The organism is Micromonospora sp. WMMD714 (assembly GCF_029581315.1).
Lineage (GTDB): Bacteria > Actinomycetota > Actinomycetes > Mycobacteriales > Micromonosporaceae > Micromonospora > Micromonospora rifamycinica.
The window spans coordinates 1,982,075-2,006,641 of record NZ_CP120744.1; the positions used below are offsets into that span (position 1 = coordinate 1,982,075).

The 24,567-nt window shown below is 74.6% G+C and carries 24 protein-coding genes; 13 read left to right on the forward strand and 11 right to left on the reverse strand.

Going from position 1 to position 24,567, the window contains the following annotated elements; all coding sequences use genetic code 11:
- Positions 1-154: 154 nt before the first annotated feature.
- Complete coding sequence (locus tag O7625_RS08930; protein ID WP_282345383.1) at positions 155-847, forward strand: hypothetical protein; 693 nt, start codon at positions 155-157, stop codon at positions 845-847.
- A 146-nt stretch (positions 848-993) separates the two neighbouring features.
- Positions 994-2,076, forward strand: a complete 1,083-nt coding sequence (locus O7625_RS08935) for an NAD-dependent epimerase/dehydratase family protein (protein ID WP_282345384.1) — start codon at positions 994-996, stop codon at positions 2,074-2,076.
- Positions 2,077-2,483: 407 nt separating this feature from the next.
- On the opposite strand, the gene O7625_RS08940 is transcribed toward O7625_RS08935, so the two are convergent.
- From O7625_RS08940 to O7625_RS08950, 3 genes are all read right to left on the reverse strand, one after another.
- A complete protein-coding gene (locus tag O7625_RS08940; RefSeq protein WP_282345385.1) occupies positions 2,484-3,233 on the reverse strand; it encodes a ZIP family zinc transporter in 750 nt (249 codons plus the stop codon).
- A 250-nt stretch (positions 3,234-3,483) separates the two neighbouring features.
- Positions 3,484-4,692 (reverse strand): GNAT family N-acetyltransferase, encoded by a 1,209-nt coding sequence (locus O7625_RS08945; RefSeq protein ID WP_282345386.1) that lies wholly within the window; start codon positions 4,690-4,692, stop codon positions 3,484-3,486.
- Positions 4,693-4,741: 49 nt separating this feature from the next.
- Positions 4,742-5,461: a protein phosphatase 2C domain-containing protein gene (locus O7625_RS08950; RefSeq protein ID WP_282345387.1), complete on the reverse strand. Its 720-nt coding sequence runs from the start codon at positions 5,459-5,461 to the stop codon at positions 4,742-4,744.
- Between the two features lie 63 nt (positions 5,462-5,524).
- On the opposite strand from O7625_RS08950, the gene O7625_RS08955 reads away from it, so the two are divergent.
- Positions 5,525-6,556, forward strand: a complete 1,032-nt coding sequence (locus tag O7625_RS08955; protein WP_282345388.1) for an AAA family ATPase — start codon at positions 5,525-5,527, stop codon at positions 6,554-6,556.
- Here O7625_RS08955 and O7625_RS08960 read toward each other — a convergent pair.
- Positions 6,541-7,107: a helix-turn-helix domain-containing protein gene (locus tag O7625_RS08960; RefSeq protein WP_282345389.1), complete on the reverse strand. Its 567-nt coding sequence runs from the start codon at positions 7,105-7,107 to the stop codon at positions 6,541-6,543. The genes O7625_RS08955 and O7625_RS08960 overlap by 16 nt on opposite strands.
- Positions 7,108-7,236: 129 nt before the next feature.
- Between O7625_RS08960 and O7625_RS08965 the strand changes: the two genes are divergently transcribed.
- Entirely contained in the window at positions 7,237-8,592 is a 1,356-nt protein-coding gene (locus tag O7625_RS08965; RefSeq protein ID WP_282345390.1) for a benzoate/H(+) symporter BenE family transporter, read from the forward strand.
- A 13-nt stretch (positions 8,593-8,605) separates the two neighbouring features.
- Here O7625_RS08965 and O7625_RS08970 read toward each other — a convergent pair whose 3' ends face one another.
- The 4 genes from O7625_RS08970 to O7625_RS08985 form a co-directional block, all read right to left on the reverse strand.
- A complete protein-coding gene (locus O7625_RS08970) occupies positions 8,606-8,965 on the reverse strand; it encodes a hypothetical protein (RefSeq protein WP_282345391.1) in 360 nt (119 codons plus the stop codon).
- Between the two features lie 44 nt (positions 8,966-9,009).
- Positions 9,010-9,258, reverse strand: a complete 249-nt coding sequence (locus O7625_RS08975) for a hypothetical protein (protein ID WP_282345392.1) — start codon at positions 9,256-9,258, stop codon at positions 9,010-9,012.
- A gap of 79 nt (positions 9,259-9,337) precedes the next feature.
- Positions 9,338-9,808 carry a large conductance mechanosensitive channel protein MscL gene (gene mscL / locus O7625_RS08980; protein ID WP_282345393.1) on the reverse strand — a complete coding sequence of 157 codons (471 nt, stop codon included), beginning with the start codon at positions 9,806-9,808 and terminating at the stop codon, positions 9,338-9,340.
- Positions 9,809-9,849: 41 nt separating this feature from the next.
- Positions 9,850-10,536 carry a FadR/GntR family transcriptional regulator gene (locus O7625_RS08985; protein ID WP_282345395.1) on the reverse strand — a complete coding sequence of 229 codons (687 nt, stop codon included), beginning with the start codon at positions 10,534-10,536 and terminating at the stop codon, positions 9,850-9,852.
- Positions 10,537-10,849: 313 nt separating this feature from the next.
- Between O7625_RS08985 and O7625_RS08990 the strand changes: the two genes are divergently transcribed.
- Complete coding sequence (locus O7625_RS08990) at positions 10,850-12,004, forward strand: MFS transporter (RefSeq protein WP_282346871.1); 1,155 nt, start codon at positions 10,850-10,852, stop codon at positions 12,002-12,004.
- 10 nt (positions 12,005-12,014) lie between these two features.
- On the opposite strand, the gene O7625_RS08995 is transcribed toward O7625_RS08990, so the two are convergent.
- Positions 12,015-12,371 carry an STAS domain-containing protein gene (locus tag O7625_RS08995; RefSeq protein ID WP_067310147.1) on the reverse strand — a complete coding sequence of 119 codons (357 nt, stop codon included), beginning with the start codon at positions 12,369-12,371 and terminating at the stop codon, positions 12,015-12,017.
- Positions 12,372-12,529: 158 nt separating this feature from the next.
- Here O7625_RS08995 and O7625_RS09000 point away from each other — a divergent pair, with 158 nt between their 5' ends.
- Genes O7625_RS09000 through O7625_RS09025 form a run of 6 tightly spaced genes read left to right on the forward strand, consistent with a single transcriptional unit; the run spans position 12,530 to position 18,115 of the window.
- Entirely contained in the window at positions 12,530-13,390 is an 861-nt protein-coding gene (locus tag O7625_RS09000) for an STAS domain-containing protein (RefSeq protein WP_282345396.1), read from the forward strand.
- Positions 13,390-13,812: an STAS domain-containing protein gene (locus O7625_RS09005; protein WP_282345397.1), complete on the forward strand. Its 423-nt coding sequence runs from the start codon at positions 13,390-13,392 to the stop codon at positions 13,810-13,812. Before O7625_RS09000 ends, O7625_RS09005 begins: the two co-directional genes overlap by 1 nt.
- Entirely contained in the window at positions 13,809-14,225 is a 417-nt protein-coding gene (locus O7625_RS09010; protein WP_282345398.1) for an anti-sigma regulatory factor, read from the forward strand. The genes O7625_RS09005 and O7625_RS09010 overlap by 4 nt, the downstream gene beginning before the upstream one ends.
- On the forward strand, positions 14,222-15,238 hold the full coding sequence (locus O7625_RS09015; protein ID WP_282345399.1) for an ATP-binding SpoIIE family protein phosphatase: 1,017 nt from the start codon (positions 14,222-14,224) through the stop codon (positions 15,236-15,238). The genes O7625_RS09010 and O7625_RS09015 overlap by 4 nt, the downstream gene beginning before the upstream one ends.
- A gap of 23 nt (positions 15,239-15,261) precedes the next feature.
- Positions 15,262-16,575: a sensor histidine kinase gene (locus O7625_RS09020; protein ID WP_282346872.1), complete on the forward strand. Its 1,314-nt coding sequence runs from the start codon at positions 15,262-15,264 to the stop codon at positions 16,573-16,575.
- Between the two features lies 1 nt (position 16,576).
- Entirely contained in the window at positions 16,577-18,115 is a 1,539-nt protein-coding gene (locus O7625_RS09025; RefSeq protein WP_282345400.1) for a SpoIIE family protein phosphatase, read from the forward strand.
- 1,089 nt (positions 18,116-19,204) lie between these two features.
- On the opposite strand, the gene O7625_RS09030 is transcribed toward O7625_RS09025, so the two are convergent.
- Positions 19,205-20,248, reverse strand: a complete 1,044-nt coding sequence (locus O7625_RS09030) for a DUF6597 domain-containing transcriptional factor (protein WP_282345401.1) — start codon at positions 20,246-20,248, stop codon at positions 19,205-19,207.
- 31 nt (positions 20,249-20,279) lie between these two features.
- Here O7625_RS09030 and O7625_RS09035 point away from each other — a divergent pair, with 31 nt between their 5' ends.
- Positions 20,280-20,849 (forward strand): TIGR03086 family metal-binding protein, encoded by a 570-nt coding sequence (locus O7625_RS09035; protein WP_282345402.1) that lies wholly within the window; start codon positions 20,280-20,282, stop codon positions 20,847-20,849.
- A gap of 87 nt (positions 20,850-20,936) precedes the next feature.
- On the opposite strand, the gene O7625_RS09040 is transcribed toward O7625_RS09035, so the two are convergent.
- Entirely contained in the window at positions 20,937-23,033 is a 2,097-nt protein-coding gene (locus O7625_RS09040; RefSeq protein ID WP_282345403.1) for a S9 family peptidase, read from the reverse strand.
- A gap of 83 nt (positions 23,034-23,116) precedes the next feature.
- On the opposite strand from O7625_RS09040, the gene O7625_RS09045 reads away from it, so the two are divergent.
- Positions 23,117-24,544, forward strand: a complete 1,428-nt coding sequence (locus O7625_RS09045) for an FAD-binding oxidoreductase (RefSeq protein ID WP_348773994.1) — start codon at positions 23,117-23,119, stop codon at positions 24,542-24,544.
- Positions 24,545-24,567 lie beyond the last annotated feature (23 nt).

Here is a 24,567-nt window from a genome sequence, read left to right on the forward strand (position 1 = left end):
GGCGCCGCCGTGGCTGATTCCCACCCGTCCCGGGTACGGGGAAACCGGCGGGGGGCCGCCGGCGTCCAGACGGTGCCGGGGCACGATCACCGCCGGCACGAGGACACAGTGGACGACGCCGCGCAACCGCGCGGGAAGGTGGATGGAGCACAGCATGGTGAAGGTGAAGTGGGTTACCCCGGTGGCGGTCCTGGCGTGCCTCGGCACACTGCTTGCCTGCGGGGACGGTGCCGGGAAACCCACCGACGCCGCGTCCGGGACCGGCACGCCGTCGGCCACCGCGACCCCCTCCGGCACGACGCCCGCCGCCCCGGCGACGTCCCCGGCGACAACGGCTCCGCCGTCCGAACCCACCGGGAAGCCGTCGGCCACCGCCGGGGCGGCCGCCCCGGTGCTGTCCGGCAAGCGGGAGGTCACCATCGTCCGGGTGCAGTCCACCGAGTCCGGCGTGTCGATGGACGGCGGTGCCCTGGTCGAGGTCGACGACGACAGTGGACGTCAACTGTTCGTGCCGACGCCGACCGGGGCCGGCACGTACCTGATCAAGTCGTACGGCAAGCGGGACAACCACCCCGCCAGCGACGACCCGGCCTGCTGGCAGGTGCTCAACCCGGGTGACGGCGGGCCGCTCACCGTCGAGGGGGCGGTCTGCGACGCCCGCAAGCGGACCCAGCAGTTCACCATCGCCAGCAAGGGCAAGGGGGCGTACGCGATCAGCAACTCGTCCGCGTTCCTCCAGTTCTCGCCCAGCCGGGGGCTGATCCTGGAGGAGCTGGGCGACGCGCCGCTGCGGAGCACGTTCCGCCTCGTCGACAACGGTCCGGCCCGTACCCCGGCGGGTGGCTGACCCACCACCGGCAGCCGGGGCCGGCCCGCACCCACCACCGGCAGCCGACGCCGGCCCCCGCCCGACGCCGGCCCCCGCCCGGTACCGGGCGGGGGCCGGTCGTCGGTAGGGGGTTGGAGCCGGGCGCAGCGGGTACCGCAGGCGGCATGCGGATCGTGATCGTGGGGGCCAGCGGCAACGTGGGCACGGCGGTGCTGCGGCGGCTGGGCCGGGAGCCGGGGCTCGACCTGGTCGGCGTCGCCCGCCGGCTGCCCGGCCCGGACGCCGGCCCGCCGTACGACGGGGTGCGGTGGCACTCCTGTGACGTTGGGGCGCCCGGCGCGGTCGACACCCTCACCGCGATCTTCGCGGGGGCCGACGCGGTGGTGCACCTCGCCTGGCAGATCCAGCCCAGCCACGACCAGCGCACCCTGCACCGGACCAACGTCGGCGGCAGCCGCGCGGTGACCGAGGCCACCGTCCGGGCCGGGGTGCCCGCCCTGGTGTACGCCTCGTCGGTCGGTACCTACGCGCCCGGTCCGAAGGACCACCCGGTCAGCGAGCGGTGGCCGGCGACCGGGGTGCCCGGCTCCTCGTACAGCCGGGACAAGGCCGAGGTCGAGGCGATGCTGGACACCGTCGAGGCCGCCCACCCGCAGCTCCGGGTGGTCCGGCTGCGCCCCGGGCTGATCTTCCAGCGGGACGCGGGTACCGAGATCACCCGGTACTTCCTCGGGCCGCTGGCCCCGGTACGCCTGCTGCGGCACGGGCGGATTCCGCTCGTACCGGCCAACCGCCGGCTGCGGATGCAGGCGGTGCACGCCGACGACGTGGCCGACGCGTACGCGCGGGCGGTCCTCGGTGACGCGCGCGGCGCGTTCAACGTCGCCGCGGACCCGGTGCTGACTCCGGAGCTGGTGGCCCGGCACTTCCACGGCTGGACGGTGCCGGTGGCCGCCCCGGCGCTGCGGGCCGCCGCCGCGCTGACCTGGCGGCTGCGGCTGCAACCGGTGGACGCGGGCTGGGTCGAGCTGGGGCTCGCCGCGCCGCTGATGTCCAGCGCGCGGGCCGAGACCGAACTCGGCTGGCAGCCGCAGGTCGACGCGGTGACCGCGCTGCGGGAGCTGTTCGCCGGGATGGCCCACGGCGCGAACACCGGCGGCCCGCCGATGTCCGGCGACGCCGACCTGCCCGGCCGCCCCGCCGGCCTGCTCCGGGGCCGGGTGCCAGGCCAGGGCGACCCCTACTGACCGGCGACACCCCCGCCCCGCCCGGCCCTCGCCTCGCCCCGCCCGGCCCTCGCCCCGCCCGGCCCTCGCCCCGCCCCGCCCCGCCCGGCCCTCGCCCCGCCCGGCCCCGCCCCGCCCGGCCCTCGCCCCGCCCCGCCCCGCCCTCGCCCCTGCCCCGCCCTCGCCCCTGCCCCGAACCGCCCGGCTCGTGCGTGCCCGGCAAGGTCACGCTCGATCCTGGTTGTAGTGGCATCCGCGGGGAAGGACACCACTACAACCAGGATCGAGCACGATCTTTCCTTGCGGGGACGCGGGGCAGGGGAGGGACGCGGAGCAGAGGCAGGACGCGGGCAGGGGAGGGGCGCGGGGCAGGGGGATGCGGTACGCGGGTGCGGGTGCGGACTGGGTGTGAGGTGGGGTGTGGGTGGTCAGGTGTGGGAGAGCGCGAACGCGGTGAGGAACCCGAGGACGGTGATCAGGCCGACCAGCAGGTGGGCGTCCTCGAACGCCTCCGGCACCATGGTGTCGGTGATCATCGCGAGGATCGCCCCGGCGGCCAGCGCGGTGATGGTGGCCAGCACCTCCGGCGGCGCACCGCCCAGCAGGGTGTGCCCCAGCAGCGCGGCCAGCGCGCTGACCAGGGTGATCGCCGTCCACAGGGTGAAGACGTACCGGCGGGAGCGGCCCGCCCGGCGCATCCCGGCGGCGCTCGACAGCCCCTCGGGCACGTTGCTGAGGAAGACCGCGACCACGGTGACCAGGCTCACCGGGCCGCCGGTCAGCAGGCTCGCGCCGATCACCACCGACTCGGGTACGCCGTCCAGCAGCGCGCCCACCGCGATGGCCGACCCGGAGCCGGGACGTTCCTGTTCGGAGGGTTGCTCCCCGCCGGACCGCTTCCGGTGCCGGGCACCCCGTCGGGCGAGGAGCAGGTTCGCCCCGGTGTACGCCAGCGCCCCGCCCGTCGCCCCGAGCGCGGTCGGTAGCAGACCGCCCTGCTCGTGCGCCTCGGCGATCAGCTCGAACGACACCGCGGAGAGCAGCACCCCGGCACCGAACGCCATGATCGACGCGACGATCCTGCGGGGCACCCGGGCGAAGAACCCGACGGCCGCCCCGACCAGCAGGGCGGAGCCGGCCAACAGGCCCCACGCCCCGGCTTGCAACCACTCCGGCATTCCGGGGAGGGTACCCAGCCCCGTCCCGCGCCAACCGGCCCCGGCCCACCGTCGACGTCCGGCCGGGCCGGCCGCGCCGATCTCCGACCGCACCGGCTGTCCGCGCCTACTCCCGGCCGCGCCGATCTCCGACCGCACCGGCTGTCCGCGCCTACTCCCGGCCGCGCCGATCTCCGACCGCACCGGCTGTCCGCGCCTACTCCCGGCCGCGCCGATCTCCGACCGCGCCGGGTGGCCGGTGCCGGCCCGGTCAGAAGTCGGCGAACAGGTAGGGCAGCGCCCGGGGGAAGAGGCGGCGCAGCTCGGCCGCCGCCTCCGGGCCGACCTCGCCCAGCCCGCGCAGGTGCACCTCGGCCGGGTCGAGCACCCCGTACACCAGCGCGGAGAGCCCGGCGGCGGTGAGCGTGGCCGTCGGCGTGCGGCTCCCCCCGGCCACCTCCGACCGGCCGCCGCCGGTCACCTCCAGCCGGCCGTCGGTGCCGTCGAGCAGGTGGGTGCCGCCCAGCCAACGGTCGTCGACCAGGTCCACCCGGACCCGGCCGACTCCGGCCGGCAACCCGGCCAGGGCGTCCATGTTCAGCAGCCGGGCCATCGGCGCCGACGAGCCGGGCCGGGCCACCCGGGCCTCCACGTGCACGGCCAGATCGGTCAGCCACAGCTCGGGCAGCTCGTCGGCCGGGATCCGGAGGCTGATCCGCTCCACCTGGTCGACGTGCCGGGCGAGGAACTGCAACAGCAGGGCGCGGGCGTACGGGTCGGCGGCGAGCAGGTCGTCCCCGACCAGCTCGCCACCGTGGTCGTCGATCCGGTACGTCAACGCCCCGACCACGCTGCCGTCGACCGTCGCGGTGACCAGCCAGCGGTCGTCGCGGTCCCGCAGGCCGACGTCCCGGAAGTCGGGGAAGATCGAGAACCCGTGCCGCTCCCGCAGACACCGTTCGGTGAACGACCGGTAGCGGGCGTAGCCGACGCCGATCGACTCCCAGTCCACCGTGCCGGGCAGCTCGGTGCGCAGCAGCGGGGCCAGGTCGGCCGGGGAGAACCGGACGGTACGCGCCCGGGGCAGCCCCACGTAGCCGAAGCGCTCGTAGAAGCTGGCCCGGAACGGGTACAGCGCGCTCACCGGGTGCGCGCCGTCGCGCATCTCGTCGAGCAGCTGGCACAGCAGGGCGCGGACGTACCCCTGCCGGCGGGCCAGCGGGTGGGTGGCGATCCCGGCCACCCCGGCCATCGGCAGCACCGCGCCGCGCAGGTTCTGCCGCATCGGCACCGCGCTGGCGGTGGCCCGCGCCTCGCCGCCCTCCTCGACCACCAGCGTCCGGTTGCCCTTGTTGTACGGCAGGTAGCGGTGGAAGGCGTCGCCCCGCTCCCGGCTCAGCGGGCTCGCCTCGAAGGCGTACGCCTGGAGCGGGAAGCTGGTGGTCAGTCGTTCCTCGGCGGCCAGGCGACGGATGAGCATCCGTCCATCCCAACCCGGCCGGCGGTCCGCCGCAACCTGGTCGGCCGGTTCAGCTCTCGGTCACGTCGGAGACCACCACGGTGACGTTGTCCGGTGCGCCGGCCTGGTGGGCCAGCTTCACCAGCTGCTCGCCGCAGTGCTGCCGGTCCGGGTAGCTGACCAGCGCACCGTGGATCGCCGCGTCGGCCACGTAGTCGGAGAGCCCGTCGCTGCACAGCAGCACCCGGTCCCCGGCGAACACGGTCAGCACGCCGATCGCGGGGGGCGCGTCCGCGCCCTGCACGGCCCGGGTCACCAGGGAGCGCTGCGGGTGGTGGCGGGCCTGGTCGGGGGAGAGCGCACCCTGGTCGACCAACGCCTGGACGAAGGTGTCGTCCCGGGTGAGCTGGGTCAGCTCGCCGTCGCGCAGCAGATAGCAGCGGGAGTCGCCGACCTGGGCGAGGACCAGGGTGTCCCCGGCGAGCAGGGCGGCGGTCAGCGTCGTACCCATGCCCTCGCGGGCCGGGTCGGCGGAGATGGCGGCGCGGATGCGGCGGTTGGCGGTGGAGACCACGGCCCGCAACGCCTCGGCGGCCTCGTCGGTGCCGGTGGGCGGGACCAGCTCGTCCAGGATGCGGATGACGATCTCGCTGGCCACCTCGCCGGCGGGGAGCCCGCCCATGCCGTCCGCCACCGCGACCAGGCGTTCACCGGCGAGGGCGGAGTCCTCGTTGTTGGTGCGGACCAGGCCGACGTCGTTGATGATGGCCGAGCGGAGGATCAGCGTCATACGACCAGCTTGCCGGATACACCCTCCCTCCGTCTCTACGCACTAGTACGTAGGGTGGGAGAAATGATCCCGGTGTCGATGGTGGGTCGCGTCGGAGAGCTGGCGGAGCTCGACCGGGCGTGGTCCACCGTGGCCGGAACGGGTCGGCCGTCACCCGCCGTCACGGTGATCACCGGAGCCGCCGGGGTGGGCAAGAGTCTGCTGGTCGCGGCGGCTGTCGAGGGGCTCCACCCCCGGCCCGCGGCGGTCCTCGCCGGCACCGCGCGGGTGCACGATCCGGCCCCCTACGACTGGCTGGCGGCGGTGCTCAGCGGCCGCGACGTCGGCGCGCTCGACCTGCCGGCGGACGCGCTGGCCTGGTTGGCCCAGCAGCCGACCGCGCCGCGCGAGCGGTACGCCCCCGGCACGCTGCTGCGGCTCGCCGTGCGGACCGTCCGCCTGCTGGTGGGGGCCGGTCCGGCCGTGCTGGTGGTGGAGGACCTGCACGACCTCGACCCGGCCAGCCTCAACCTGGTCGTCGAGCTGGCCACCGCGCCGCGGCTGCCGGCGCTGCTGGTGGTGGCGAGCCGGCCGCCGGCCGACGCGGTGGCCCCGGAGCTCACCCGCCGCGCCCTGGCCCGGCTGTGCGGGGTACGCGGCGCGGTGCGCCAGCACCTCGGCCCGCTCGACGTCGCCGAGGTGGCCGAGATCCTCACCCAGGTGTACGGCGGCGGCCCGCCCCCGGCCGGGGTGTGCGCCGCCGTCCGGCAACGCACCGGCGGCAACCCGTACGCGCTCACCGAGTTGCTGGCCGAGCACGCGGGGCAGGGCCTGGCGGCGCTGGTCCGGGAGCCGTCGCCGGAGCACCCGCGGCTGCCGGCCCCCCGGGGCGGGCTGCCCGACGTCGAGCTGACCGGCCGGGAGGTGGACGTGCTCGGCTGCCTGGTCGCCGGGATGTCCAACAAGCAGGTCGCGCGGGCGTTGGGCATCTCGGTCCGGACGGTGACCGTGCACGTGTCGAACCTGCTGCGCAAGACCGGCTCGGCGTCGCGGACCGAGGCGGCGCTCTGGGCGGTGCAGCACCGGGTGCCCGACGCGGGTCAGCTCCGGGGGTAGCGCACCAGCAGGCTGGCGGCCACCTCCTCGTCGCCGAGGGCGGCGTAGCCGTGCGGGACGTCGGAGGTCCAGCGGAGGTGGCCACCGGCGGCGGCGGTCTGCGGGGCGTCGACCGGGCCGGCGCGCAGCACCCCGGCGAAGACCGTGACGTGTTCGGTGACGCCGGGCCGGTGGGCGGGGGAGACCTGCTCTCCGCCGGGGCGGACCCGCAGCCGGTACAGCTCGTAGCTGGCCTCGGTGTCGGTGAACGACTCCAGCAGGGTGGCGACGACGGTGGCGCCCTGGACGGTCGGGGCGTCGGCCGGCCCGGCGAGCACGGCCGCCAACGGCACGCCGAGCTGGGCGGTGATCGCGTAGAGCGTCTCCAGGGTGGGGTTGCGGGTGCCGTTCTCCAGCGCCGAGAGGGTGGCCTTCCCGACCCCGGCGGTACGGGCCAGCGCGGAGAGCGAGACCCCACGCTCGGTACGCAGCGCGCGGAGCCGCCGGCCGACCGCCCCGGCGTCGGCGTCGGGGTCGAGCGCGGGACGGCGGGCTGGGCGGGGCCGGGTCATGCCGCTATGGTGCTACACGGTCGCCGTTCCGTAAACGGAACGCGGGTCGGCGTGGCCGGGGTGTTTCCGGGTGCGGTCACGCCGGCCTGCGCGTCGTCGGCCGGTGCGGGGTGCGAGGGGAGGAACGGGGTGGGGGATCGGCTGCAACCGGTGCTGGCCGGGGTGGTGACCGCCGTGGTCGGCTTCGCCAGCTCGTTCACCGTGGTGCTGGCCGGGCTGCGGGCGGTCGGCGCCAGCGAGGCGGAGGCCGCCTCCGGGCTGCTCACGGTGAGCGTCGCCGCCGGCATCTGCGCGACCTGGCTCGGGTTGCGGCACCGGATGCCGATCTCCATCGCCTGGTCCACGCCGGGGGCGGCGCTGCTGGTCGCCACCGGGCCGGTCGCCGGCGGTTGGCCGGCAGCGGTGGGGGCCTTCCTGCTGTGCGGGCTGCTCATCGTCGCCGCCGGCCTCTTCCCCGCCCTGGGTCGGGCGGTGGCCGCCATCCCCGCCCCGGTGGCGGCGGCGATGCTGGCCGGGGTGCTGCTGCCGCTGTGCACCGCACCGGTACGTGCGCTGGTCGAGGTGCCGGCGCTGGCCGCGCCGGTGATCGTCACCTGGCTGGTGCTGCACCGGTTCGCCCGCCGCTGGGCGGTGCCGGCCGCGCTGGTGGCGGCCACGATGGCGATCGCGCTGACCACCTCGGGGGTGGGGCTGGGCGTCGCCGACCTGCGCCCGGTGGTGTCGCCGACCGTGCCGACGTTCACCGTGCCCGCGCTGGTCGGCCTGGCGGTGCCGTTGTTCGTGGTCACCATGGCCGCGCAGAACGTGCCCGGCACGGCGGTGCTGCGCGGCTACGGTTACCGGCCGCCGCTCGCCCCCGCGCTGCGCGCCACCGGGCTGGCCACCGCGCTCGGTGCCGCCACCGGCGGGCACGCGGTCAACCTCGCCGCGATCACCGCCGCCCTCGCCGCCGGCCCGGACGCCCACCCCGATCCGGACCGGCGCTGGATCGCCTCGGTGACGGCCGGCGTCGGCCTGGCGCTGCTCGGGCTCGGGGCCGGCGCGGCGACCACCCTGGTGCTGCTCTCCCCGCCGGTGCTCATCGAGGCGGTCGCCGGGCTCGCGCTGCTCGGTGCGCTGGCCGGCGCCCTCTCCTCGGCCCTCTCCACCGCCCCGCCGCCCGATCCCGCCCCGGCACCGGTCGCCGTCCCGACTCCCGATCCCGCCCCGGCACCGGTCGCCGTCCCGACTCCCGCTCCCGCGCCTGATGCCGGTGCCGGTTCGGTTTCGGCACCGGGCGCCGTCCTGCCGACGGTGCCTGCGCCGGCCCCTGCCGCTCCGTCGGGTGGTCCCGATCCGCGGAGCCGGGAGGCCGCGGTGGTCACCTTCGTGGTCACCGCCTCGGGGGTGAGCCTGCTCGGCGTGGGCGGGGCGTTCTGGGGACTGCTCGCCGGCTGGCTGATGCTGCTGCTCTTCCGCCCCCGCAGGCCCGCCCCCGCCACCTGACGGCAGGGGTGGGTCACTCCTCCGGGGGCAGGTCGCCGACGGGGACGCTCAGGCGTACCCGGTCGTCGGTGACCGTGGCGATCTGGTCGGCCAGCACGTACACCGCCCCGGTGCGGGCCAGCTCGGTGGAGACCTTGAGATAGCCGGTACGCAGCAGCCGGGCGGCGAGGTCGGCCGGGACGTCGGGCTCCTCGACGGCCGCCGACCCGATCAGCTCGTCCAGGCTGCCGCCGGGGTCGGGGGTCGCCGCCTGCACGGTCACCGCGTTCGGATCACCCCGTTGGACGAGGTCGACCGTGCCGATCTCGACGCCGACCGTGTCGACCACCCGCATGCCGGTGGTGACCCGGGAGATGACCGCCTGTTCCGCCATGCCCTGTTGCTCCATCCAGGGGCGGTTCCCGGCCCTGCCGGCCGCTAAACCGTTGGGCCCCAGGCGCTGGGCGGACGCGGGGACAGCTCCCGCCAGGCGTCCGCCCCCTCCAGCAGGGCGCGGACGGTCTCCTCGGCCTCGTCCGCGCTGCCGTACTCGTAGAACTGGGAGACGCCCTCCGCGCCGCCGGCCCGCTGCTCGACGTGCCACCGGTCGGCGTCGACCCGGAGGAACACGTCCCGTCGGGCCAGTCGTCCCCATTTGCCGTTCCACCAGTGCCTACGCTGCTCCATGACGGGACTCTATCGAACATGTGTACGACAGGCGTCGGCCCCCGCGGGAATTCCGCGGGGGCCGATGTGCGCCGGTCGGTCAGCGCGTGGCGGGCGGCTCCGGGTGGCGGCCCAGCACGTCGTCGAGCGCGCCGCGCTGCCCCGGGGTGGCGTGGCCGCCGGCCAGCAGCGCGTCCCGGATCTCGGTGAGCAGCTTGACCTCCTCGCTCGGCGCGGAGGGCGGCGGCTCCTCGCCCCGCTTGCGCCGCTCGGCGAGCCGGTTCATCGGGTAGACGACCAGGAAGTACAGCGCCGCCGCGGTCAGCGCGAAGGTGATCGCCGCGTTGACGAAGGCCACCCAGTCGAACGGGACGCCCCGGAACGTCGGCGTGGAGCCGCTGAGGCCGTTCTTGTTGCCGGTGATCAGCACGATCATGACCCGGACCAGTGGTTCGAGGAACGACTTGGTCAGCTGGGTGACCACGCCCGTGAACGCGGCACCGATGACGACACCGACCGCCAGGTCGACGACGTTGCCGCGCATGATGAAGTCTTTGAAGCCCTTGAGCATCCCGCTACTCCCGTGCTGTTCGGTTCTCCGTCGGGGACAACCTATGCCCCGGACGGGGGCTCCAGAAAAGCACCGGCCTCGATCGCCGCCCGTCCCGGATCGCCGTCCCGGATCGCCGCCACCAGTCGGCCGTGGTCGACGTACCGCTGGGGTCGCAGGGTGTCGCCGATGGCGTGCGCGACGGTGCTGCGCAGCGCCGCGCCGACCGAGGCGTACAGCTCGGCCAGCATGCCGTTGTGGGCGGCGGCGACCACCGCCGTGTGCAGCGCGACGTCCGCCTCCACGAACTTTCCGACCCGGCCCGACCGCCAGGCGGCCTCCCGGGCGGCGAGCGCGCCGTCGAGCGCCACCAGGTCCTCCGGGGTACGCCGCAGCGCGGCCAACCGGGCCGCCTCGACCTCGAACGCCCGGCGGACCTCGACCACCTCGGCCATCCGGTCGTCGGTGAGCCGGCGGGCCACCACCGGGGCCAGCTCGTCGGTCGACACCACGTACGTCCCGGAGCCCTGCCGGCACTCCAGCACCCCGGCGTGCACCAGCGCCCGGACCGCCTCGCGGACGGTGTTGCGCCCCACCCCGAGCGCCGTCACCAGCTGCGGCTCGGTGGGGATCCGCCCGCCGACCGGCCACTCGCCGCCGAGGATCCGGCCGCGGAGCTGCTCGATGGTCTGCTGCACCCGTTGACCGCGCGGGGGCACGGCCGGGGAATCCACCGCTGGGGAATCCACTGACGGTGTCACCGGTTACACCAGCTGCCGAAATTCATCCCATGATTGTAGGTTCGAGGTCATGACCCCGCCAACCGCCAGCGTCGAGGCCACCGCCACCGGCCGCAGCGGCACCACCGTCGGCACGGGCGGCACCACCGTCGGCGTGGGCGGCCCCACCGAGCCGGCCGGTCCGCATTCCGCCGAGCCACCCGCTCCGGGCACCGCCGAGCCCTCCGGTCCGGGCACCGCCGAGCCACCTGCTCCGGGCCGGCACCGGTCGACCCGCCGGACCCCGTCGCCGGTCACCGGTGGCGCGCTGGTGCTGGTCGGGATGCTGCTGGTCGCGTTGAACCTGCGGGCCGCGGTGACCAGCCTCGGTGCCCTGCTCGACGAGGTGCGCACCGGCCTCGGTCTCTCCGGCACGATGGCCGGACTCGTCACCACGCTGCCCACCATCGCGTTCGCCGGTCTCGGCGCGCTCACCCCGTGGCTGATCCGCCGCTGGCCGGCGGCCCGGGTGCTGGTGGTGGCGATGCTCGCCCTCACCGTCGGTCAGGTGCTCCGGGTGGTCACCGACTCGGCGGCGGTCTTCGTGCTCACCAGCGCGCTCGCCCTGGCCGGCATCGCGGTGGCGAACATCCTGCTGCCGATGCTGGTCAAGCAGCACTTCCCGCACCGGACCGGGCTGGTCACCGGGGCGTACACGATGGCCCTGACGGCGGGCACGACGGTGGCCGCGGCCGCCGCCGTGCCGGTGGCGCACGCCTTCGGGTCCTGGCGGGCCGGGCTCGGGGTGTGGGCGGCGCTGGCGGCGCTGGCCGTACTCCCGTGGGTGCCGCTGGCACTGCGGACGCGGGCCGCCCGACGGGCCACCACCGCGGCGGCGGTCCCGGCGGCGCGCTCCCGGGTCCGGCCGGCCCGCACCCGGCTCGGCTGGGCGATGGCGGTCTACTTCGGCGCGCAGTCGCTCAGCGGGTACGCCATCATGGGCTGGCTGGCCCAGCTCTTCCGGGACGCCGGCTTCCGGGCGGAGACCGCCGGACTGCTGCTCGCCGGGGTCACCGCGCTCGGCGTGCCGGTCGCCCTGCTGATGCCCACGCTGGCCGGTCGGCTGCGCACCCTGCGCCCGCTGGTGTTCGGGCTGACCGCGTTCTCCGCCGCGGCCTACCTGGGGCTGGCGTTCGCCCCCCGCGACGGGGCGGTGCTGTGGATCCTGCTGCTCGCCTTCGGTCAGGGCGCGTTCCCGCTGATCCTGACCACCATCGGCCTGCGTGCCCGGACCGCCGACGGGACGGTGGCGCTGTCCGCGTTCGCGCAGAGCACCGGTTACGTGATCGCCGCGCTCGGTCCGCTGCTCGTCGGGGTGCTGTACGAGGCGACCGGCGGGTGGACGGCGCCGATGGGCTTCCTGCTCGCCGCGCTCGCGGTGCAGACGACTGCGGGCATGGTGATCGCCCGTCCCCGGTTCATCGAGGACGAGCGGTGAGCGAAGCCGGTCAGGACGAGGCGGGGGTGGGGTCGCCCGCGACGGCCTCGTCGACCGTCGGATAGGTGTGCAGCACCTCGACCAGGCCGCTGACCTCGAGGATGCGCAGCACACCGCGCTGCGGGGCGGCCAACCGGACCACGCCGCCGGCCTCGTCGCAGCTGTTCTTGGCCCGGACGAAGACCGACAACCCGGTCGAGTCGCAGAACGACACCTCGGCCAGGTCGAACACCAGCCGGCTGCGACCCTTGTCGAGCAGGTCGGTGATCTGGTCCTGGAGCTGCGGTGCGGTCGCCATGTCGAGTTCGCCCGCGACCGACACGACGACGACGTCGCCGCGCTGTTCCGTGTGCACCGTCAGGGACATTCAGACCTCCTGTTATTGGTGAAACGGTATCCCACGAACGGCGGGACACGCCGGACGGGAGCGCTTCCGGTGGGACCGGTCATTCCTTTGCCGCGGGGCAACTACCGGGTCTGCCTCCGGTGATAGAGTCCGGCCGGTCCAGCTCACAGGAGGTAACCATGGCGTTGACCGCAGACGGAGGCGACCGACTCGTCGAGCTGCTGACCGGGCACGGCGAGCGGGTGGTGCAGCGGTGGACGGAGATCGTCACCGCCTCCCTGCGCGGCCGGCTCAGCCAGGCCGAGCTCCGCCTCCAGGTGCAGGAGCTGCACGCTAGCATGATCAATGCCGGCGGCGTCGGCCTGGCGGACCTCCAGTCACCCGGGGCGGGTGAGCTGCGGGCCGTGCTCGCCGAGCTGTCCCGCAGCCGGGCCCGGCAGAGCTTCACCGCCACCGAGACCGCGGTCAGCATCTACGCCCTCAAGGACGTCCTGGTCGAGCTGGCCGAGACCGACGGCGTGGAACTCTCGCTGCGGGACGTCATCGACTTCACCGGCCTGGTCGACCGGATGGGGCTGCTCACCTTCGAGACCTACGTGCAGACCCGCGAGGGCCTGATCGCCGACCAGGCCGAGCAGCTCCTCGAACTCTCCACCCCGGTGGTGAAGATCTGGGACGGCGTGGTCGCCGTGCCGCTGGTCGGCACCCTCGACTCGGCCCGCGCCCAGGTGGTGATGGAACGGCTGCTGCAGACCCTGGTCGACACCGGTTCGCCGTACGCCATCATCGACATCACCGGCGTGCCGGCGGTCGACACCCAGGTCGCCCAGCACATCCTCAAGACGGTGGTGGCCGCCCGGCTGATGGGTGCCGACTGCATCATCTCCGGCATCCGCCCGCAGATCGCCCAGACCATCGTCGCGCTCGGCATCGAGTTCGGCGACATCGCCACCAAGGCGAGCCTGGCCGACGCCCTGCGGCACGTGCTACGGCTCACCGGGGTGGAGACGTCCCGCCGCCACCGGGGCCGGGAGGCGTGATGGAACGGGTGCCGATCCTGAAGATCGGCGACATCCTGCTGGTCTCGATCCAGATCGACATGTCCGACCAGACGGCGGTCACCCTCCAGGAGGACCTGGCCGAGCGGATCGTGGCGACCGGCTGCCACGGCGTCATCATCGACATCACCGCGCTGGACATCGTCGACTCCTTCGTCGGCCGGATGCTCTCCACCATCGCCTCGATCTCCAGGGTGCTCGACGCCGAGACGGTGGTCGTCGGGATGCGTCCTGCGGTCGCCATCACCCTGGTCGAGCTGGGCCTGTCGCTCAACGGCATCCGCACCGCGCTGAACGTGGAGCGGGGCATGGAGCTGATCGCAGCGTCCCGTGGCGACGACGACCTCGGGTACGACGACGACCCCGAGGACGCGGAGTCCGGGACGGCGGCGACATCGTCATGACCCCGGGAGTCGACCTGGGCCCGCAGACCCAGGCGATCACCAGTGACGAGGACGTCGTCCGGGTCCGTCAGCTGGTGCGTACCGTGGCGGTGGCGGTCAAGCTCTCCCTCGTCGACCAGACGAAGCTGGTCACCGCCGCGAGTGAGCTGGCCCGGAACACCCTCATCTACGGCGGTGGCGGCACCGCCGAGGTGACCGTCGTCGAGGACGGCCGGCGGCGGGGCGTGCGGATCGTCTTCGCCGACTCCGGTCCGGGCATCGCCGACCTGGGCCTAGCCCTCACCGACGGGTACACCACCGGCGGCGGCCTCGGCCTCGGCCTCAGCGGTTCCCGTCGACTGGTTGACGACTTCGACATCCAGACCGCCCCCGGCGAGGGCACCCGGATCACCGTCACCAAGTGGTCCCGATGATCCACGACGTCGTGCCGGACGCGGGCCACTGGTACCGGTCGGAGAGCGGCAGCACCGCCAGTGCCGTCCGGCGCGCGGCGGAACGCCTCGGCGTTCAGCTCGGCCTGGGCGAGAACCGGGTAGCGGAGCTGGCCATCGTCGCCGCCGAGCTGACCAGCAACCTGGTGAAGCACGCCCAGGAGGGCGTCCTGCTGCTGCGTCCGGTGCGGTCCGGCGACGCGGCCGGGGTGGAGCTGATCGCGGTCGACTCCGGCCCCGGGATGGCCGACCTGACCGTCTCCTCCCGGGACGGCCACTCCACCACCGGCACCCTCGGCATCGGCCTCGGCGCCATCACCCGGCAGGCGAGCTGGTACGACGCCTGGTCCCGGCCGGGTCGCGGCACCGTCTTCGCCGTGCAGGTGTGGGCGAAGGACGTGCGGGTCGCCCCGGCCTGGGCGGCGGGGCTGACCCGGCCGATCACCGGCGAGCAGGTCAGCGGGGACGGCCACGCCGTGCGCAGCGGGCCGGGCCGGCACCAGGTGCTGGTCTGCGACGGGCTGGGACACGGGCCGTTGGCCAACGCCGCCGCCGAGGCGGCGGTCGCCGCCTTTCGGTCCGCCCCGGACGGTCCGCCCGACACCGTGGTGACGTACCTGCACCGCGCCATGTCGCACACCCGGGGGGCCGCGGTGGCGGTGGCGGAGCTGGACCAGGCGGCGGGCCTGCTGCGCTACGCCGGCCTGGGCAACATCGCCGGGACCGTGCTGGCCCCCGACGGCACCCGGCGGGGGCTGGTGTCGCTGCCCGGCATCGCCGGCCACCAACGCCCGACGGTCCGGGGGTACGACTACCCGTTCCCGCCCGGCGCGCTGCTGGTGATGCAGAGCGACGGGGTGGTGGACCGGTGGCGCTCCGACGACTACCCGGGGCTGACCGGGCGGGCGCCGGTCGTCGTCGCGGCGACCCTGCTGCGGGACGCCGGGATCCGCCGGGACGACGCCTGCGTGCTGGTCGCGAGAGCCCCGTCGTGACCGCCCGCGAGCCACTCCTGCGGATGGCGTTGCGGGTGGAACAGGACATCTTCGGGATCCGTCAGCGGGGCCGGGAGGTCGCCGCGGCGGTCGGGCTGGAGCACCAGGACCAGGTCCGGTTCGCCACCGCGCTCAGCGAGGTGGCCCGGGACCTGCTGAGCATGGCGGACGGCGCGGACGTCAGCTTCGCCGCCGTGACGGAGCTGGACGGCCGGCGGTTCCTCAGCGTCGACCTCGCCCCGCTGCGCCCCCTGCCGGGCAACCGCTACGAGCCGCAGTCCGGCGCGGTGGCGCGACTGGTGGACACCCTGGGACTGGCGGAGGTGGCGGGAGATACCGTCGTGAGGATGTCCCGACGCGTCCCGGCCGCCGCCGCGGCGCTGACCCCGGCACGCCTGGCTGAGCTGGGCACCACTGCCCCGGCCAGCGCCCTCGACGAGTTGGCCACCCAGAACGGGCAGCTCATCGCCGCGCTCGACGAGGTACGCAGCCAGCGCGACGAGCTGGCCGTGCTGAACGCCGAGCTGGAGGAGACCAACCGGGGCGTGATGGCGCTCTACACCCAGCTCTCCGAGGAGCTGGAGGAGACCAACCGGGGGGTGGTGGCCCTCTACGCGGAGCTGGACGAGAAGTCGGCCCAGTTGCGTGCGGCGAGCGAGTCGAAGAGCCGCTTCCTGGCCAACGTCAGCCACGAGCTGCGCGCCCCGGTGACCGCGATCATCGGGCTGGGGCGGTTGTTGACCGACCCCGGGTCGGACCCGCTCACCGCCGAGCAGGCCCAGCAGATCGAGCTGATCCGCTCCTCGGCCGCCGACCTGCTCTCCCTGGTCAACGACCTGCTCGACCTGGCCAAGGCGGAGTCGGGCCGGATCGAACCGGAGTGGGCGGAGGTCGACCTGCGGGCGGTCTTCGGTCAGCTGCGCGGGACGCTGCGGGCGCTCGTGCTGCGCTCCGAGGTGGCGTTGCTGGTGGAGGAGCCGGCCCCGGGCACGGTGCTCCGCTCGGACGAGGTGCTGCTGGCCCAGGTGCTGCGCAACCTGCTGCACAACGCGGTGAAGTTCACCGACCGGGGCGAGGTGCGGATGCGTGCCGAGCGGGCCGCCGACCGGATCCTGATCCGCGTCTCGGACACCGGCCCGGGTATCCCCGTCGAGCTGCACGAACGGATCTTCGAGGAGTTCTACCAGGTGCCGGGGACCAGCCGGCGCAGCGGCACCGGGCTCGGCCTGCCGTACGCCCGGCGGTTGGTGGCCCTGCTCGGCGGCACCCTGTCGCTGACCAGCGAGCCGGGCCGGGGCAGCAGTTTCACGGTGGACCTGCCCGTGGCGGGGGTGTGACGTGGCCGGCGCTGCGGCGACGATCCTGGTGGTCGACGACAGTCCGACCAAGCGCTACCTGCTGGTGAGCTGGCTGACCCGGGCGGGTTTCACCGTCCGGGAGGCCGAGAACGGCACCGAGGCGCTGGCCCGGATCGGGGTGGACCCGGTCGACCTGGTGGTCCTCGACGTCCGGCTGCCGGACCTGAGTGGTTTCGAGGTCTGCGAACGGATCAAGGCGGACCATCCGGCGATCCCGGTGATCCACGTGTCCGCGCACGCGGTCGACGTGGTGGACCGTGCCCAAGGCCTGACCCGGGGCGCGGACGCCTACCTGGCCGAGCCGATCGAGCCGGAGGAGCTGGTCGCCACCGCGCACGCGGTGCTGCGCTACTACCAGGCGCGGCAGCGGGCCGAGCTGCTCGCCGAGCGGCTCACCGGGCTGGCCGACACCACCGTGGCGGTGCACGCCGCGTCGACCTTCGCCCGCCTGTTGCAGGAGGCGGCGACCGGTGCGGCGCAGATCTTCCGCAGCCCGGCGGCGGTGGTCGCGGAGACCTTCGACGGGGAGTGCCTGGCCGGGATCGCCGCCGGTCCGGGCGCGACGGCGCAGATCGTGCCGTGGGTGGTCGACGACACCGGCGTGCCGACCGGCGCGACCGTCCGGGTGGACGCCCCCGGGGGGTGGGGGCTGGTGCGCTGGCCGGTCGACGACACGGTGACCGTGGCCGCCGCCAAGCTGCGGGAGGACCGCGCCCCGCTCTACGTGGTGGTGCCCACCGCCACCCAGACCGCCCGGACGCCGGTGCTGGTGCAGCTCGCCCAGGCGGTCGCCTCGGCGGTGGAGGCGCAGCGCTCCTACGACGAGGAGCACCGGATCGCGGTCACCCTCCAGCGCAGCCTGCTGCCCCGCCGGCTGCCCGACGTGGCCGGTCTCGACCTGGCGGTGCGCTACGAGCCGGCCAGTGCGCAGACCGAGGTGGGCGGGGACTTCTACGAGCTGGTGATGCTCGACGGCCGGCTGCTGGTGGCGATCGGCGACGTCGCCGGCCACTCGCTGCACGCGGCGACGGTGATGGCCGAGCTGCGGCACGCGATGCGGGCGTACGCGGTGGAGGGGCACCAGCCCGGGGTGATCCTGGAACGGCTCAACGTGCTGATGCGTACGTTGCTGCGCAACGAGCTGGCGACCCTGTGCATCCTGCTGCTACACCCGTCGACCGGCCGGATCCGGCTGGCCAGCGCCGGGCACCTGCCGGCGCTGGTGTCGGTGGACGGCCGGGTGGAGTACGTGCAGCAGTCGGCCCCGCTGCTCGGGGTGCGGGCGGACCGGCCGGAGGACCTGGAGTTCACCCTGCCGCCGGGGGCGACGCTGGTGCTCTACACCGACGGGCTGATCGAGCGCCGGGACGCCACCATCGACGACGGCCTGGCCGCGCTGGCGGCCTGCGCGACGGTGGTCGACGACGACCTGGACGGCTTCTGCCAGCGGCTGCTGGTCGAGCTGGCCCCACCGGAGATCCACGACGACGTGGCGGTGGTGGCGGTCCGCCGCCGCTGAGCGGTTCCGACTGCTCTCCGGAGCCGCCCCACCACGCGGAGGATGTCCTCGTGTGCTCGCCCACCCCACCCCCGATGCGGCCGGCCCCGGTGGCGCGCCACCGGCTCACCGAGTCACCGAGCACGCAACACCCCACCACTGTCTTCATTACCGAGAGTGCTCAGGCGCGGCCCCACTTTCGATATTGCTCACCGTAACCCCAGGCCACCCCCCACTTGCTCCCCCTGCATCCTTTGCTCTGCTGCCCTATTCGCGACAACGCGCTGAGCTGCTGTTTTGAAATTCACCGGAGACGGGTCGTGGTCCTTGCCTGACACGGTGAGTAGCCGTCGCCTCGATGGCAGCAGAGCAAAGGATGCGGGGTGGGAGGTGGGTTGGTGGCGACTTTCGTTACTCATCGTTGTCGCCATCGGTTGGAGTTGGTCGCTGTGGGGATCACCGGGAAGCGGGGATGCAGCGGTGCTTTCGGGTGCCGGACGTCCGAGGGGTCGGGGTGTCCGGGTGCCGGACGTCCGAGGGGTCGGGGTGTCCGGGTGCCGGGCGTCCGAGGGAGGTGGGTGTCCGGGCGCCGGGCGTCCGAGGGGTCGGGGTGTCCTGGGTGTCCGGCGCGTCAGGAGCGTTCGGGAGCGTTCCGCCGGTGTTGGGGTGGCGGGGGTCTGCCGGATCCGGCTGTCAGGATCGGCTGGGGCGGCGCAGGCGGCACGGTGGCATGCGGTGGCGGTGATCCGCGTACCAGGATTGTGGAGAGTTTTTGCGGCTATGGCGACAAGAACTCTCCACACAGTGCAGTCGCCGGCAACCGGCGTGGTTGCGGGTTGGAGCGGGGGTGAGGTCGTCGGTCGACCGCCGGGCGAGCTGAGCGACCCGGTGGCAGGGTCAAGAGGGCCGGCAGGGTCAGCGGTGAGCAGGGTCAGTAGGGCCGCAGGGTCAGCGGTCAGCAGGGTCAAGTAGGGCCGGCAAAGTCAGCAGGATCAGCAGGATCAGCAGGATTGGCGAGGGTCGGCGGCGGGGCTGGTCGTCTGGCTTTCCGCGCCCGTCGGGCCGACGCTGACCGGGTGCGCGGTTCGCTGGCCTTGGACGTGGTGGGGATCAGCGCAGGGAGCGGGCGTAGCCGGTGGGGGTGCGACCGGTGACGGCGGCGAAGTCGCGGGCCAGGTGGGCCTGGTCGCTGTAGCCGAGGTCGGCGGCGAGGGCGGCCCAGTCGGGCCACCCGGTCACGACGTGCTCGATCGCCTCCAGGAGGCGGTATCGGCGGATCACCCACTTGGGGCCGACGCCGACATGGTCCAGGAAGAGTCGCTGCAGTCGCCGGACGGAGAGGTCGTGCCGGCGGGCGAGGTCGTCCACCCGCAGCACGCTCCGGTCGGTGCGGATCATCTCGGCCAGGGTGATCGCCTCGGTCGCCGCCGGGTCGGGTTGCGGTGCCCAGCCGAGCAGGAAGGCGTCCAACGCCCGGCGGCGCTCGTCGTCCGCACCCCCGCAGCGGGGTGACGCGACGACGGACCCGGCGCTGTGCGCGGCGGTCGGTCCGGCGGCCTGCAGGGCGGTCGACCCGGCGGTCGGTCCGGCGGCCCGCGGGACGGTCGACCCGGCGGTCGGTCCGGCGGCCCGCGGGACGGTCGACCCGGCGGTCGGTCCGGCGGCCCGCGGGACGGTCGACCCGGCGGTCGGTTCGGTGGTACGTGGGGCGGTTGGTCTGGTGGCGCGCGGGGCGGTCGGCCCGGTGGCGCGGGTGGCGGCCGGGTCGGTGGTGAGCGGGTCGGTGGTGAGCGGGACGCGCCGGTCGGTGAGTTCGGCGACGGGGCGACGCCAGAACGGGCGGAAGCCGCCGGGGCGGAACTGGATGCCGCTGACCGCTCCGGTGCCGGTCAGGGTGACCGTGAACAGCCGTCGGCCCACCCCGGCCACCTCGCCGGTCTCCGGCCCGCCGGCATCCTGCCGGAAGACCACGTTGACCGCCGGATGCGGCACCACCTGCTGCACGAACGGCGCGGTCAGCGCCCAGTCGGCCAGCCAGTAGTGCTCCACCCAGGGGCGCAGTTCGGGGGTCGGCAGGTGCCGCCGGAAGCGCACCTCCCGGCGCAGCCGGACCGGATCGAGGATGCCCCGGTGATCCCCGCGTGGCTGTCGCATTCGTTCAAGACCACCTTCATACGCTGGCCGTATGCCAACGAAGACTAGTGAGCTGCTGGCCACCGCCGTCCCGCCGACCGTGGCGATGGTCCGGACGATCGACGACGACCAGCTCGACCTGCCCACGCCGTGCGCGGACTACACCGTCCGGGGACTGGTCAACCACGTGTACGACGTGGCGGTCAACTTCCAGCGGCTGGCCGCCCGGCAGGAGGCGGACTGGTCGGTCAAGACCGACCATGTGGCCGAGCCCGGCTGGCGGGACCGGTTCGCGGCCGAGACGGCGCGGCTCGTGGCCGCCTGGGACGACCCGGCCAGCGAGGAAGGGGTCGTGCCGGGGATGGGGCTCCCCCGGTCGACGGTCGGCCTGATGGGCGTGGTGGACCTGGTGGTGCACGGCTGGGACCTGGCGCGGGCGACCGGCCAGCCGTACGAGCCGACGCCGGAGAGCGTCGCCGCGGTGCGCGGCTTCATGGCCGAGATGGGGCCGATGGGGCGGCAGATGGGCGCGTTCGGCCCGGAGGTGCCGGTCGACGCCGACCGGAGCGAGCTGGACCGGCTGCTCGGCCGCACTGGCCGCGACCCGGCCTGGACCCACTGACCGGCCGGCCCGGCCGTCAGCGGGGTACGTCGGGGCCGGGCGGGTCGTCGTCCGCCCGGCCCCCGTCGGTCGTGGTCATCGGCCCGGTCAGGCCCGGCCCAGCCGGTCGAGGGTCCAGGCGTTGACGAACGCCTCCTCGCGCCAGGCGTCGTACCGGCCGCTGGGGCCGCCGTGGCCGGCGCCCATCTCGGTCTTGAGCAGGTAGTCGCCCTGCGGGGCCACCGCGCGCAGCCGGGCGATCCACTTGGCCGGCTCGTGGTAGAGCACCCGGGTGTCGTTGAGGCTGGTCACCGCCAGGATCGCCGGGTAGTCGAGCGCGGCGACGTTCTCGTACGGCGTGTACGACTTCATGTACGCGTACACCTCGGGGTCGGCGAGCGGGTTGCCCCACTCCTCCCACTCGGTGACCGTCAACGGCAGTGACGGATCGAGCATCGAGGTGAGCGCGTCCACGAAGGGCACCTGCGCGACGATCCCGGCGAACGCGTCGGGGGCCAGGTTGGCCACCGCACCCATCAGCAGGCCACCGGCCGACGCGCCCCGGGCGACCAGCCGGTCGCTCGCCGTCCAGCCGGCCTTGACCAGGTGCCGGGCGCAGGCCACGAAGTCGGTGAAGGTGTTCTTCTTGGCCAGCAGCTTGCCCTCGTCGTACCAGCGGCGACCCAGTTCACCGCCGCCCCGGATGTGCGCCACGGCGAAGACGACACCCCGGTCGAGCAGGCTGAGCCGGGCGATGGAGAACCACGGGTCCGTGCTGGCCTCGTACGAGCCGTAGCCGTAGATCACGGCGGGGGCGGAGCCGTCGCGCGGGGTGTCCCGCCGGCAGACCAGCGAGATCGGCACCCGGGTGCCGTCGTCGGCGAGCGCCCACTCGCGGTGCTGCTCGTAGTCGGCCGGGTCGTACGCGCGGCCGTCCGGCCCGGGGAGCACCGGCTTGCGGCGGCGCAGCGTCAGCTCCCTGGTGACCAGGTCGTAGTCGTACACCGAGTCGGGGGTGACCAGCGAGGTATAGCGGAACCGGAGCTGCCGGGTGCGGTACTCCGGGTTGCCGTCCAGCCCGACACTGTGGATCGGCTCGGGGAACTCGATGTCGTGGCCGTCACCGCCGCCGACCGGGAGCACCCGCAGCCCGGTCAGCCCGTTGCTGCGCAGCGAGACGACCAGGTGGTCGGCGAAGGCGTCGACCGCCTCCAGCCGGGTGCCGGGGTTGTGCGGGATCAGCGGCACCCAGTCGCCGGGGGCGTCGGCCGAGGTGTACGCCAGCGCGAAGTCCTCGGCGTCGTCGTTGTGCAGGATCAGGAAGCGGTGGCCGTGGTGCTCGACGCTGTATTCCACGCCCTGCCGACGGGGGGCGATCACCGCCGGCTCGCCGGTCGGGTTGTCGGCCGGGATGACCCGTACCTCGCTGGTGACCTTGCTGTTGCTGTCGATCAGCACGAAGCGTTCGGAGCGGGTCAGCTCGACGCCCACCCAGAACCGCTCGTCCTCCTCGACGTACACCACCACGTCCTCGTCCGACGGGGTGCCGACGGTGTGCCGCCACACCCGGTCGGGCCGCCAGGCCTCGTCGACGGTGATGTAGAACAGCACGCTGGCGTCGGCCGACCAGGCGGTGCCGTAGAAGGTGTCGGGCACCTCGTCGTCGAGCAGCTCGCCGGTGCTCAGGTCCTTGATCCGCAGGGTGAAGCGTTCGTCGCCGGAGAAGTCCGTCGAGTAGGCCAGCCAGCGGCCGTCGGGGCTGACGTCGAACGCGCCGAGGGAGAAGAAGTCGTGCCCCTCGGCGAGCTGGTTGCCGTCGAGCAGCACCTCCTCGCCGTCGAGCGGGGCACCGTCCGCGCTGACCGGCGGGTCGGTCTCGCCGTCGCGGACCGGGCGGCGGCACTGCACGCCGTACTGCTGGCCCTCGACCGTGCGGGTGTAGTACCAGTGCCCCCCCTTGCGGCTGGGCACCGACAGGTCGGTCTCCTGGGTGCGCTGCCGGATCTCGGCGAACAGCGTGCCGCGTAACGCCTCCAGGTGCGCGGTGCGCTGCTCGGTGTAGGCGTTCTCGGCGGTGAGGTGGGCGATGGTCGCCGGGTCGTCCTTGGCGGTCAGCCAGGCGTACTCGTCGACGACGGTGTCGCCGTGGTGGGTGCGCTCCGCGGGGACCTGTCGGGCGACGGGCGGGGTGGTCTCGGTGGTCACCCCGCCACGTTACCGGCCCGTCGCGCTGCGCGGCGCGGTCGAACCACCACCCACCGCTTTAGAACATGTGTACGATGACTGTCATGTCGACGGGAGCGGGTTCGGCCGGTGCAGCGGAGATCACCCGGCGGTTGGCCGGGATCTGCGGTCCCTCCTTCGCCCGGTTCGCGGGGGCGGCCGACGAGGTGGCCGGGCGGCTCGCCCGGTGGGTGGCCGTCCCCGGCGGGCCGGCTGCGGCGGCCGAGGTGCTGCGGCTCGCCGCCCGGCACGATCTGTCGGTGGTGCCCCGGGGCGCGGGCACGAAGATCGACTGGGGTGCCGCCCCCGCCCGGGTCGACATCATGCTCGACACCGGTCGGCTCGCCGGGGTCGGTCACCAGCCGGCGGTCTCGCCGGTGGTCGAGGTGGGCGCGGGCACCCCGTTGCGGGCCGTGCAGGCCACCCTCGAACGCACCGGTCGTCGGCTCGCCCTCGACCCGCCGTCCCCCGGGGCCACCCTCGGCGGGGTACTCGCCGCCGACGAGTCCGGCCCGCTGCGGCACCGCCACGGCACCGCGTGCGCGCAGGTGGTCGGCCTGCGCTGGCTGGACGCCGACGGCGAGCTGGTCAGCGCCGGTCGCAGCGCTGCCGAGCTGGCCGGTGCGGCGGCCCCGGTCAGCCTCGACCTGGGCCGGTTGTTCTGCGGCTCGCAGGGCGGGCTGGGGGTGCTCGTCTCGGCCACGCTGCGGGCCCCGGCGATGCCGGCGGCCCGGGTCTGGGTGTCCCGGCCGGTGTGGACCCCGCTGGAGGTGCACGACCTGATCCGGGCGGTGCTCGCCGCCGACCTCGACCCGGCCGCCGTCGAGCTGGACCTGACGGCTGCCGGTTCCCCGCCGGCCCCGGCCGGCACCCCGGCGGCGGGGGCCACCTCGGGGCCGGCGGGCCGGCCGATGTCCGCCGCCGAGGCGGCGGCCCGCGCCAACCATCCCGCGATGGCCGGTCGGCGGGCGGATCCGCCACCCGCCCGGGGCAGCGCCGGTGAGCTGACGATCCTGCTGGAGGGTGGCCGGTCCGAGGTGGCCGAGCGGGCCGACCGCCTGCTGGCGCTGCTCGGCGCCGCGGCGAGCAGCGCCGACCAGCCGCCGTCGTGGTGGCGGCGTTACCCGTTCGCGCCGGGCGACACCGCGCTGCGGGTCGAGGCACCCGCCACCGATCTGCACGCCGCCGTCTACGCGCTGCGCGACGCCGCCGGTGCGCCCCTGCCGGTGCGCGGCTCCGCCGGTCTGGGCGTGGTGCACGCCGCGCTGCCCGGGGCGCTGCCGGCCGACCGGGTGGCCGGCATCCTCGCCGCCGTCCGTGGGGTGCTGCTGGCCCGCCGGGGCCGGTGCGTGGTGGTCGCCGCGCCCCCGGCGGTACGCCGGGCGGTCGACGTGTGGGGTGAGGCGGCGGTGATCCCCCGGCTGCGGGAGGCGAAGGACCACCTCGACCCGCACCGCCGGCTAGCCCCCGGCCGGCTCCCCGGCGGCCTCTGACCGCCCGCCACCGCGTCGGGGGC